We start from the raw sequence: 11,990 nt of genomic DNA on the forward strand, positions 1-11,990 counted from the left end.
GGCGCAGCGACCTCGCGTGCGTCACAGCGAGAACCCGCCGTCCGTGGTCAGCACCTGACCCACCACCCAGGAGCCGGCGTCGGTGCACAGCCAGCCGATCAGCCGCGCCGGGTCGTCCGGTCGACCGACTCGGCCGAACGGCGTGCCGGCGATCCATTCGTCGACGCCCGAGAGATCGCGATCCGTGGTGTCCGCATCGAGGTAGCCCGTGTTCACGGGGCCTGGGTTGACGGTGTTCAGCACGATCCCGACGTCGAGCAGCTCCGCCGCCGTCGACCGCGTGATGCCCGCGAGCGCGGCCTTGCTCGTCGCATAGGAGATCTCTCCGCGCATCGCTCCGTGGCCCTGACCGGAGGTCATCCAGATGACGTGCGCCGTCGGCTTCTCGAACGGGCCGAGTGAGGGGATGCTGTCGCCCGGGCGGGCGACGGGGGTGTCCGCGCCGCCGAGCTCGACCCGGACTCGACGCGCCAGGCCCGCGGTGAGCAGCAGCGATGCGCGCGCGTTCGCCTGCCAGTGCGCGTCCAGCCGGTCGGCGGTCATGTCGAAGATCGTCCCGTCGCCTCCGCTCATCGCCTGATTGCAGACGACGATGTCGAGCCGTCCTGACAGCGAGGACGCCGCATCGAGCAGCGGTTCGATGCTGTCGGGGTCACGGAGATCCGCCTCGGCGTCGCCCATCACCGCTCCGGATGCGAGCGAGTCCCGGATGCCGGTGCGGACGGCGTCGAGATCGTCGCCGCCCCAGGGGTGGTCGAGATCGTGCGGGCGGAAGTGATGGACGAACACGTTCGCGCCGAGGGAGGCGAGCGTCGTGGCGGTCGCGAATCCGATGCCGCGCCTGCGCGAGACGCCGGTCACGAGCGCGGTGCGTCCGAGCAGGGGAAGGTCGGCGGAGTGCATGAGGATGCCTTTCGATCGAGGATGCCGCGGCATGCCGAGGGGCGGCCGGAGGCCGGGGAGAGATCGAGTCACCTGCATTGCATGGGCGTCAGCGTAGCAGAACGCCGCCGTCGGCCTTCTCGTCCCGTGCGCTGCACCACTACGCTGGCGTCATGTTGTACGAGCACCTCGGGGCTCGGCCCCGGATCCATGACACCGCCGTCGTCGCTCCCACCGCCGTGATCTCCGGAGACGTGACGATCGGACCGGACTGCCAAGTGCTGCACGGCGCCGTGATCACCGCCGAGGGCGGGCCCATCACGCTCGGCGAGCACGTGATCGTGATGGAGAACGCGCTCATCAGGGCGACGGCCGCGAACGCCGTGCACATCGGCTCGCACACGCTCGTCGGAACCCTCGCGAGCATCGCGGGTGCGACCGTCGGCGAAGAGGTCTTCCTCGCGTCGGGCGCCCGGATCTTCAACGGCGCGCTGGTCGGGGACCGGTGCGAGGTGCGCGTGAACGCCATCGTGCACCGGCGGGCGGTGCTGCCGTCCGGCACCGTCGTGCCGATCGGCTGGGTCGCGGTCGGGGATCCCGTCCAGCTCCTCTCTCCCGACCGCGAGGAGGAGATCTCCGCGGCCCAGCCCGAGCTCGACTTCCCGGGGCACGTCTTCGGCGTGGACCGCGACACCCCCGACCTGATGGTGCAGCTGACCGAGCGGTACGGCAGTTCCCTGGCCCGGCATGCCGACGACGTGCGTCTCGATGCCGACGGCCACGCGGCGGGCCGAGGGTGAGTGACGGGGCAGGGCTCGTCCGACCGGACATCAGCACGGAGGACGCCGCGCTGATCGCTCGCGACTGCTACGGGGTCGACGCCCAGGCGAGCGAGCTCGGGAGCAACCAGGACCGGAACTTCGTCCTGATCGAGCCGGACGGATCACGCAGCGTGCTGCGCGTCGACAACCCCGTGTTCGGCGACGACGCGAGAGCCGCGCAGCATGCGGCGCTCGACGCCTACCGCGCAGCCGGCGTTCGTGTTCCCACCGTGCTCCCCGGGCTCGACGGTGAGCTCACCCAGCGCTGGCGAGGATTCGCGGTGCGGCGCAGCGAGTTCGCCGAGGGCGAGCCGATGGTCGACGCGGGCTATCTCGCTCCCGTCGTCCTGGGGGAGTTCGGCACGCTGGCTGCGGCATCCGTGAACGCGCTCGCAGGTCTCGTGCATCCGGGGCTCGACCGTGAGCAGATGTGGGACATGCGCGTCGCGTACGAGCAGATCATCGCGCTGGCCCCGGCAGTGACCGAGGCCGAACTGCGCGTGCGCGTGCGCACGGCAGCCGATGAGGCTCACGCCGCTGTCTCGACCGTCGCTGCCGGCCTGCCAGTGCAGCCGATCCATGGCGACCTGACCGACGACAACGCCACCGGAATGCGCGGTGCCGACTCGCGGCTGCACCCCCACACGGTGCTCGATCTGGGAGACCTGGGTCTCGGTTGGCGCGTCGCGGAACTGGCTGTCTGCGTCTCGTCGATGCTGCACCATGAGCCGGAGCGCCCGCTTCGCGCACTCGACACCGTCGCGGCGTTCCACGCCGATGCCCCGCTCACTCGCGACGAGGCGGTCGCGGTGTGGCCCCTCGTCGTGCTGAGAGCAGCGCTGCTCGTCGCGAGCGGCTGGCGTCAGCTCGCGATCGACGGGGACAACGACTACGCCCGCGAGAGGATCGAGGGGGAGCAGGCCATCTTCGACGCGGCGACCGCCGTTCCGCTCGCCGAGATGTCCGAGCACGTGCTCGCGCGGCTCGGGTTCGCGTCTCCGGAGTTCGAGATGTCGGATGCCGAGACTCCGGATGAGACTCCTGATGCGGGGACCCCGGATGCAGGGACTCCGGATGAGACTCCGGATGCAGGGACTCCGGATGCGGGGACTCCGGATGCCGAGATTCCGGGGGACGCTCCCGACGTGCCTGACGCTCCCGACGTACCCGACGCTTCCCGCCGGGAACTGTCGATGCTGCTTCCCGATCTCGACGGCCGAGTCCTCCTGGTCGATCCGGGCATCGAAGCCGAGGGGCTCGATGCAGGGCGCTGGTCGCATCCGGATGCCGAGGCGATTCTCGTGGCCGAGGCCCACGCGGCGGGTGCTCGCGCTGCCGTGGTTCCCTACGGCGTCTTCCGGCTCACCCGGACGACCGTCGACGCCGTGAGTGCGGCCGCCACCTGGCCGGTGGAGACGGAGGTGCATGTCGCCCCCGGTCCGTCGTCGCGACTGGTCGCGCCGACCGCGGGGGAGCTGAAGATCACCGACGACGGGGTGCACATCGAGCTCGACGGCGGGTGGAGGCTCGCGCTCCGTGGCACCGACATCGAGCCGAATCGCAGCGGGAGAGTCGAGAGGGGCGAGAGCATCGGCAGGCTCGCCGCATCCTTCGAGAACCGCACGATGGTCATCGGGCTGACGCGAGGGGATGCTCCGCCGCTCCGCTCCCCGCTGCCGAATCCGCCGATCGCCGCGCGGCTCGTCACCCCGGAACGCGTCGCGGCCTGGCGTCGCTTCACCGCGGACCCCGCTCCGCTGCTGGGCCTCCGGTCCGCCGCGCAGCGCGACGAGGCCGGTCAGGAGCTCGAGCGCCGCGAGCGCATCTTCGCGGCCGCACAGGAGCGCTATTACGTGCACCCGCCGCAGATCGAGCGAGGCTGGCGGCACCACCTCGTCGACACGACCGGTCGCAGCTACATCGACATGGTGAACAACGTCGCCGGGCTCGGCCACGGCCACCCGCGAGTCGCGGCGGCGGCGAACCGCCAGCTGAAGACGCTCGCCACGAACTCCAGGTTCCTGTTCCGCGGCCTCGCCGAGTACAGCGAGCGACTCATCGCGCTGATGCCCGAGGGGAGCGGCCTCGACACCGTGCTGCTCGTGAACAGCGGATCGGAGGCGGTGGACCTCGGCATCCGTCTCGCGCAGGCGGCAACCGGCCGACGAACCGTCGTCGCGCTGCGAGAGGCCTATCACGGGTGGACGATGGCGAGCGATGCGGTCACCACCAGCGCCTATGACAATCCTGATGCGCTCGCGACGCGTCCCGACTGGGTGCACGTCGCCGATGTGCCCAACTCGTTCCGCGGCACGCACCGCGGCCAGGACTCGGCGGACCGGTACCTCGCCGACCTCGCCGCCGACCTCGACCGACTCAGCGTCGAGGGCCGGGATCCGGCCGGGTTCGTGTGCGAGTCCGTGCTCGGCAACGCGGGCGGGGTGGTCCTTCCCGACGGATATCTGACCGGTGCGTACGACCTCGTGCGTTCACACGGTGGCCTGTGCATCGCCGACGAGGTGCAGGTGGGCTTCGGGCGCATGGGATCCACGTTCTGGGGATTCGAGCAGTCCGGAGTGATCCCCGACATCGTCACGATCGCGAAGCCGATGGGCAACGGCTTCCCGATCGGCGGCGTGATCACTTCGAAGAGGATCGCCGACGCGCTGAGCGAGCAGGGCCAGTTCTTCTCCTCGGGCGGTGGCAGCACGCTCAGCAGCAGCGTCGGCCTCGCAGTCCTCGATGCCATGGTCGAGGACGACCTGCAACGCAACGCGCTCGACGTCGGTCGGCATCTGGCGGAGTCGCTCCGTGCGCTCGCGCAACGGCATCCGATCGTCGGGCCCGTGCACGGGCAGGGGCTGTATCTCGGGGTCGAGCTCGTGCGCGACCCCGAGACCCTGCACCCGGCGGCGGCCGAGGCGGCCGCGATCTGCGAGAGGCTTCGCGAGCTCGGCGTGATCGTGCTCACCACCTCGGAGCGCTCGAACGTGCTGAAGATCAAACCCCCGCTCTGTCTGTCGGTCGAGAGCGCCGACCATGTCGTCGCGATGCTCGACCGCGTGCTCACCGAGGGCTGGTGATCGAGCGGGGTCTTCGAATCGAGTCGGTTCTCGGCATGTTAAATGCGTATTTCGAATCAGATCCGCTCTTCCGCTGACGATTCTCCGGGGTACATACTGAGCGTCAGTGTCGGACCGCCCGAAGTCCGGCCCATGCGCTGTTCCCGAAGGAGTACTCATGGTCACGCCCATCAAGACGAAGCCGCTCGCGCAGGGCGGAGGAACCCTCCGCCGCAATCTCGGCCTCTGGGCGATCGTCGGTCTCGGACTCGGCTACATGACACCGACCGTCGTCTTCGACACGTTCGGCATGGTGGCTCGCGACACCGACAACGTCGTCCCTGCGGCCTACCTCGTCGCCCTCGTCGTGATGGTGTTCACCGCCATCAGCTACGGCAAGATCTCCCGCGCCATCCCGAGCGCCGGGTCTGCGTACACGTACGTCCGTGAGTCGATCCACCCGAACCTCGGGTTCATGGTCGGCTGGACCTCGCTCATCGACTATGTGCTGCTCCCGATGGTCAACTGCCTCATCATCCGCAGCTACCTCGAAGCGCTCTTCCCCGACATCCCCGGCTGGATCTGGGTCGTGCTGTACTGCATCCTCGTCACGAGCATCATCTACATGACGATGCGCGGCACCTCGAACATGAACATGATCCTGCTCGTGTTCTCGATCGTCGTGATGGTCGTGTTCGTCGTCATGGTCGTCGCGCAGCTGATGCGCGGCGAAGGAGCGGGCACGATCGCATCGGCCGCGCCTTTCATCCACGACGGTGCGACGATCGGCGCGGTGCTCATGGGCGCGACGATCGTCTGCTTCTCGTTCATCGGGTTCGACGCCGTGACGATGTACGCCGAGGAGGCGAAGGATCCGAAGACGATGCCCAAGGCGATCCTGCTGACCGTGCTGCTCGGCGGCGCGATCTTCCTCGTCGCCGCGTACGTCACGCAGCTGCGCTTCCCCGACTGGAACGAGTTCGCACCCGGTGGCGACATGCAGTACGTCGAGGATTCGACGCTGCCGATCATCGGAAACCTCGTCGGGGGCAACGTGCTCATGGCCGTGCTGACCGCCGCCGGCTTCTGCGCCACGCTCGCCTCGGGTCTCGCCTCGCACGCATCCGTCTCGCGGATGCTGCTCGTGATGGGTCGCAACAACGTCCTTCCGCAGAAGGCCTTCGGCTACATCAACCCGTGCACCCACACGCCCACCTTCAACATCGTGCTGGTCGGCGCGATCTCGCTGCTCGCGATCCCGTTCACCCTCGAGCTGATCGCGGCGTGGATCAACTACGGCGCCCTGATCGCGTTCACCTTCGTCAACATCTCGGTGATCGCCTGGTTCGCTGTGCGCAAGGGGCGGCGCCACACACCGCGCGACATCTTCTCGTACATCGTGATGCCGGGCATCGGCATGCTCCTCACGGGTCTGCTGTGGGTGAACCTGCACTCCGACGCCCTGACAGGGGGACTCATCTGGACCGCTCTCGGCCTGATCTACCTCGCCGTGATCACGAAGGGGTTCCGCAAGAAGGTGGTCGCGTTCGATGAGAACCAGGCGGTGACCGGGTTCAACAAGGTCGTGAAGGTGCCGGTCGACGAGAACTGAGCACCTCAGGCGTAGAGACGCGCAAGAGCCGCCTGCCCGGGAGGGAGGCGGCTCTTGTGTCGTGCGCAGTGGGTGCGACTCCGGTCAGATCACGCCCTGGGCGAGCATCGCGCCCGCGACGCGCTCGAAGCCCGCGATGTTCGCCCCGGCGACATAGTCGCCGGACACGTCGTAGCGCTCCGCGGCATCGAACGCGGCGCGGTGGATGTCCGCCATGATCTCGCGCAGCTTGTTCTCGCTCGCGTCGAAGCTCCACCGCTGGCGAGACGCGTTCTGGCTCATCTCGAGAGCGGAGGTGGCGACGCCTCCCGCGTTCGCGGCCTTGCCCGGCGCGAAGAGGACTCCGGCGCTCTGGAACGCATCGACGGCAGCGGGGACGCAGGGCATGTTCGCGCCTTCCGAGACCGCTCGCACGCCGTTGGCGATCAGGGTCTCGGCGGCGTGGAGATCGAGTTCGTTCTGGGTCGCCGACGGCACGGCGATGTCGACCGGGACCTCCCAGACGCTGCCGCCTTCGATGAATCGGGCGCCGGGGCGACGGTGGGCGTACTCGACGATGCGCGCGCGCTCGACCTCCTTGATCTGGCGCAGCAGGTCGACGTCGATGCCGGCGTCGTCGACGACGTACCCCGACGAGTCGGATGCCGTGACGGCGGTCGCGCCGAGCTGGGATGCCTTCTGGATCGCGTAGATCGCGACGTTGCCCGAGCCCGAGACGCCGACGCGCTTGCCGTCGAGCGAGTCGCTGTGCACGCCGAGCATCTCCTGTGCGAAGAACACCGCGCCGTAGCCGGTCGCCTCGGTGCGCACCTCTGCGCCACCCCAGCCGGTGCCCTTGCCGGTGAACATGCCGGACTCGTGGCGGTTGGTGATCTTGCGGTACTGGCCGAACAGGTAGCCGATCTCGCGACCGCCGACGCCGATGTCGCCGGCGGGGACGTCGGTGTGCTCGCCGAGGTGACGGTAGAGCTCGTTCATGAACGACTGGCAGAAGCGCATGATCTCGGCATCCGACCTGCCGTGCGGGTCGAAGTCGGATCCGCCCTTGCCGCCGCCGATGCCCTGGCCGGTCAGTGCGTTCTTGAAGATCTGCTCGAACCCGAGGAACTTGATGATCGACAGGTTGACCGACGGGTGGAAGCGCAGGCCGCCCTTGTACGGTCCGAGCACCGAGGAGAACTGGATCCGGTACCCGCGGTTGACCTGCAGACGCCCGGCATCGTCGACCCACGGCACGCGGAACAGGATCTGCCGCTCCGGCTCCACCAGACGCTCGAGGATGCCGCCGTCGACGTACTGCGGGTTGCGCGCGAGCACCGGTGCGATCGAGTTCAGCACCTCGTGCACGGCCTGCTGGAACTCGGGCTCGTGCGGGCTGCGGGCGAGCACCGTGTCGAACACGGGCTGCACGTCGTCGGCGAGCGGATGGAAGTCGACGGAAGACGGAGAGGTCACGCGAAAGAGCTTTCTGATCGGGGGATGGTGCTGCGTGCGATCGTGTCGCGTGAGGGTGCGCCGGATACGGCGAAGTTTTCACTCTAGCGGGCACGCCGACGTGAGCACCTTCACACCGGCATGCGCTTGTTCGGGGACGACGACGCGGGGGTCACCCGGTGTTCTGGAGGCCCGCCGCGACGCCGCTCACCGAGAGCAGCAGCAGTCGCCGCTGCTCGTCGTCGGCACCCGAGCCGGTCGCCTCGGCCGGGTCGCGCAGTGCGCGGAGGGCGCGCAGCTGCAGCAGCGACAGGGCGTCGACGTACGGAGTGCGCAGCTGCACGGCGCGCTGCAGGATCGGCTTGTTCTCGAGCAGGCCCACGCCGCCGGTGAGACGGATGACCCACTCGCGCGTCAGCGACAGCTCGTCGAGCACGAGCTGCGCGAGATCGTCCCGATCGCCGAGGGCGAGGTACTGGCGGGCGATGCGCTCATCGGTCTTCGCGAGGCTCATGGCGACGTTGTCGATCATGGTGCGCAGCAGCGGCCAGTCGCGATAGGCCTCGGCGAGACGGGCCTCGTCGCCGACGGCGGCGAGAGCGGTTCCGAGTCCGAACCAGCCGGCGAGGTTGATGCGGGCCTGGGTCCAGGCGAAGACCCACGGGATCGCGCGCAGGTCTTCCAGCGACTCGACCGACAGCCCGCGTCGAGCCGGGCGGGAGCCCAGGGCGAGCAGGCCGATCTCCTCGAGAGGGGTGACCGTGGCGAACCAGGGGGCGAAGCCCTCCGCCTTGACGAGCGAGAAGAAGCGCTCGCGCGACGAGGTGTCCATGACGGCGGCGATGTCGGCGAAGCGTGCGGCGGCGTCGCTCGTGTGCTTCTCGACGGACGGCGACGAGGCGAGCAGCGTCGCCGCGGCGACCTGATCGATGTGGCGCATCGCGATGGCCGGCTCGCCGTAGCGCGCGAAGATGACCTCGCCCTGCTCGGTGAGCTTGAAGCGACCGTCGACCGAGTGCGGTGGCTGAGCGAGGATGGCCGAGTTGGCGGGTCCGCCGCCTCGGCCCAGAGCACCGCCGCGACCATGGAACAGGGTCAATTCGATGTCGGAGTCTTTGGCCCACTGCGCGATCTTCTCCTGCGCCTCGTACAGGGCGAGGTTCGCGGCGACCGGGCCGACGTCCTTCGACGAGTCGGAGTAGCCGAGCATGACCTCGAGCCGGTTGCCCGTCGCGGCGAGGCGTTCCTGGAACTCCGGGAACGTCACGGCCTCCGCGAGGATGGCGGGCGCCGCCTGCAGGTCGGCGAAGGTCTCGAACAGGGGAACGACGTCGAGCACGGGGGCGTCGTCGCCCAGCGCGTGCCTCGCGAGCGCATACACGTTCGCGAGGTCGGACGCCGACTGAGTGAACGACACGACATAGCGGCCGGCAGCCCGCAGGCCGCGGTCGCGCTGGATCTCGGCGATCACGCGGAAGACCTCGAGCACCTCCTCGGTCTGCGCGCTGATCGCGTCGCCGCTGGAGAGCTCCGAGAGCGCCTTGCGGTGCACCTGCGAGTGCTGACGCACCTCGAGCTCGGTCAGATGGAAGCCGTAGGTCTCCACCTGCCAGATGAGGTGCTGCACGCCGCCGAACGCATGGCGCTTCGCGCCCGCATCCGCCAGCGACGACTGCACCGTGCGCAGGTCGTCGAGCAGCTCCTCGGGGCGCGAGTAGCGCTGCTCCTCGCCGCGGCGGGTGGCCGCGACACGGTGGGCGAGGGCGAGCAGCACGCGGCGGTGCGGCTCACCGGGGGAGCGGGCGCCCAGCTCCTCGGCGACGCGCGGCTCAGCGGCGGCGAAGGCCTCCCACAGAGCCGTGACTCCTGCGCTCGCAGGGGTGTCCTCGGCGTCGAGCGTGAGGGCGCGGCCGATGCGCTCGAGTGCGCGCTCCAGTCCGCGCAGCACGTGGTCGGACGCGATCTGCGACGCCTCACGGGTGACGGATGCGGTCACGAACGGGTTGCCGTCGCGGTCGCCGCCGACCCAGGACCCGATGCGCACGAACGCGGGCACGACCGGAGCGCTCGAGCCGGAGTCGTCGCCGCGGAGTGCGTCGTCGATGCGCCGGTACACGTGCGGCACGGTGGTGAACAGGGTCTCGTCGAACACGCCCACGACCGTGCGCACCTCGTCGGTCGGCGAGGGCTTCTCGGCGCGGAGCGGCGCGGTGCGCCAGAGGGTGTCGATCTCCTCCAGCATCCTCCGGCGCGCGCGGTGCTCCTCCGACCCGCCCTCGCTCGCGGCGTCGTGCTGGGTGAGCAGCTCGGAGAGGCGGCGGATGCTCGACGACACCGCGCGACGGCGTGCCTCGGTCGGGTGGGCGGTGAACACCGGGTGGAAGCGCAGGCCCTCGAGACGGCGGAGCGCCTCGTCGTCACCGACCTCCGTCTTCAGACGCGCATAGGCGGTGGCGACGGTGTCGGCCGCATCCTCGCGGCCCGGCTGGCCGGCCCGCTCGCGGAGCACCCGCACGCGCTGGTGCTCCTCGGCGAGATTGACGAGGTGGAAGTAGCAGGTGAACGCCCGGGCGACCTCGTCGGCGCGCGCGATGCTGAACGACTCGGCGATCGCGGCCGCCCGATCGAAGGCGTCGGAGGTCTCTTCGTCATAGGCCTGGATCGTCGCCAGCCGCAGCCGCTCGACGTCCTCGAAGAGGTCGTCACCGCCTGCTTCGCGCAGTACCTGGCCGAGAAGGGCGCCGAGCATTCTGACATCGGTGCGCATGGCATCCGGAATGCCGCGGCCCGCTTCGAAACGGCCGATGATGCGGATGGCCGAGGTGTCAGTGGGCTCGGGGAAGGCGTGTTCGGGGGTCACCGTTCGAGAGTATCCCGGGTCGGGGTCGTGCTCTGAACGCATGACGATGTGAGACGTGCGGGGCGCTCGCAACTACCATGGGGGCGATGCGCATCTCCGCGAACCCTCTCCGTGGCCAGCAGTTCCCTGCTGTCCTGCTCCTCCTCGCGGCAGGGCTCGGCATCCTGCTGGCGAATCTTCCCTCGCATGATGCGCTCGCCGCGGTGCTCGACTTCCACATCGCCGTGCCCGGCACAGTGCTCGACCTCTCGATCGAGCACTGGGTGTCCGACGGTCTTCTCGCCGTGTTCTTCCTCGTGGTGGCGATCGAGCTGCGGCACGAGCTCACCCACGGCGAGCTCGATTCGCCCAGCAAGGCCGTGCAGCCGGCAATCGCCGCCGCCGGCGGTGTGCTGGTGCCGATCGCTGTCTATCTGCTCATCGCGGGCGACTCCGCGACCGCCACCGGCTGGCCCATCCCGACGGCGACCGACATCGCCTTCGCGCTCGGCGTGCTCGCGATGTTCGGACGGGGGCTTCCGTCGAACGTCCGCGTCTTCCTGCTCGCGCTCGCGATCCTCGACGACATCATCGGCATCATCTTCATCGCGGTCCTCTTCGCGCACGACGTGCAGTGGCTGTTCCTCGCGCTCGCCGTCGTCGCCGTCGTCGCGTTCTGGCTGCTCAGCAGACTGCTCCATGCCAAGGGGCATCCGGCGGTGGCCGTCGCGATGATCGTCGTCGGCGTCGTCGCCTGGGGCCTGGTGGCCTCGTCGGGCATCCACGCCACCATCGCCGGCGTGATGCTCGGGCTCGTGATGTCCCCCGTTCCTGCCGCGCGCACCAGGCACGTGCTCGAACCGACCGTGAACGGCGCGATCCTGCCGATCTTCGCGTTCGTCGCCGCCTTCGTGGTGATCCCCGCCCTCGCACCGTCGGAGCTCTCTCCCGCCTTCTGGGGGATCGTCGTGGCGCTGCCCGTCGGAAAGATCATCGGCATCTCCCTGTTCGGGTGGCTCGCGATGCGGATCCGGCCCCGAGGCGCGGCGCCGGCCCTGCCGTTCGCCGACATCTTCGCCGCCGGCGCGCTGGGCGGCATCGGCTTCACCGTCTCGCTTCTGCTCGCCAACCTCGCCTTCGCGGCCGACGCCGGCACCCGCGATCAGGCGATCCTCGGTGTGCTCGTCGGCTCGCTCGTGGCTCTCGTGCTCTCGGGTGTGATCGTGTCACTCCGCGCCCGTACGTACCGACGACGGGGCGCCGTGACCTCGTGACCGCGAGGCGACCCGAGTGGCGTTCGAAGGAGGACCGGTGAGTGCAGAGCCCGCCCGCGACCCGCT

General features: G+C 69.4%; 7 protein-coding genes. 4 read left to right on the forward strand and 3 right to left on the reverse strand.

What is annotated here, in order from left to right; genetic code table 11:
- Positions 1-21: 21 nt before the first annotated feature.
- The gene (locus BMW26_RS05140) at positions 22-903 is read right to left on the reverse strand and encodes an SDR family oxidoreductase (protein ID WP_053095491.1); all 882 of its coding nucleotides are present in this window, start codon (positions 901-903) and stop codon (positions 22-24) included.
- 152 nt (positions 904-1,055) lie between these two features.
- Here BMW26_RS05140 and BMW26_RS05145 point away from each other — a divergent pair, with 152 nt between their 5' ends.
- From BMW26_RS05145 to BMW26_RS05155, 3 genes are all read left to right on the forward strand, one after another.
- Positions 1,056-1,682 carry a gamma carbonic anhydrase family protein gene (locus BMW26_RS05145; RefSeq protein WP_072590958.1) on the forward strand — a complete coding sequence of 209 codons (627 nt, stop codon included), beginning with the start codon at positions 1,056-1,058 and terminating at the stop codon, positions 1,680-1,682.
- Positions 1,679-4,786 carry an aminotransferase gene (locus tag BMW26_RS05150; protein ID WP_072590959.1) on the forward strand — a complete coding sequence of 1,036 codons (3,108 nt, stop codon included), beginning with the start codon at positions 1,679-1,681 and terminating at the stop codon, positions 4,784-4,786. Before BMW26_RS05145 ends, BMW26_RS05150 begins: the two co-directional genes overlap by 4 nt.
- A gap of 157 nt (positions 4,787-4,943) precedes the next feature.
- Positions 4,944-6,377, forward strand: a complete 1,434-nt coding sequence (locus BMW26_RS05155; RefSeq protein ID WP_072590960.1) for an APC family permease — start codon at positions 4,944-4,946, stop codon at positions 6,375-6,377.
- An 84-nt stretch (positions 6,378-6,461) separates the two neighbouring features.
- On the opposite strand, the gene gdhA is transcribed toward BMW26_RS05155, so the two are convergent.
- Both gdhA and BMW26_RS05165 read right to left on the reverse strand, forming a co-directional pair.
- Positions 6,462-7,832, reverse strand: coding sequence for an NADP-specific glutamate dehydrogenase (gene gdhA, locus BMW26_RS05160; RefSeq protein WP_053095494.1), 1,371 nt, complete (start codon positions 7,830-7,832; stop codon positions 6,462-6,464).
- 151 nt (positions 7,833-7,983) lie between these two features.
- Complete coding sequence (locus BMW26_RS05165) at positions 7,984-10,671, reverse strand: phosphoenolpyruvate carboxylase (protein ID WP_072592234.1); 2,688 nt, start codon at positions 10,669-10,671, stop codon at positions 7,984-7,986.
- Positions 10,672-10,757: 86 nt separating this feature from the next.
- Between BMW26_RS05165 and nhaA the strand changes: the two genes are divergently transcribed.
- Entirely contained in the window at positions 10,758-11,924 is a 1,167-nt protein-coding gene (gene nhaA, locus BMW26_RS05170) for a Na+/H+ antiporter NhaA (RefSeq protein ID WP_072592235.1), read from the forward strand.
- Positions 11,925-11,990: the final 66 nt, after the last annotated feature.

It is taken from the genome of Microbacterium sp. 1.5R, from assembly GCF_001889265.1.
Lineage (GTDB): Bacteria > Actinomycetota > Actinomycetes > Actinomycetales > Microbacteriaceae > Microbacterium.

What these genes read in the sequence shown, in the direction of transcription:
- BMW26_RS05140 (WP_053095491.1), bottom strand. Translation starts at nt 903, where the DNA reads ATGCACTCCGCCGACCTTCCCCTGCTCGGACGCACCGCGCTCGTGACC.
- BMW26_RS05145 (WP_072590958.1), top strand. Translation starts at nt 1,056, where the DNA reads ATGTTGTACGAGCACCTCGGGGCTCGGCCCCGGATCCATGACACCGCC.
- BMW26_RS05155 (WP_072590960.1), top strand. Translation starts at nt 4,944, where the DNA reads ATGGTCACGCCCATCAAGACGAAGCCGCTCGCGCAGGGCGGAGGAACC.
- nhaA (WP_072592235.1), top strand. Translation starts at nt 10,758, where the DNA reads ATGCGCATCTCCGCGAACCCTCTCCGTGGCCAGCAGTTCCCTGCTGTC.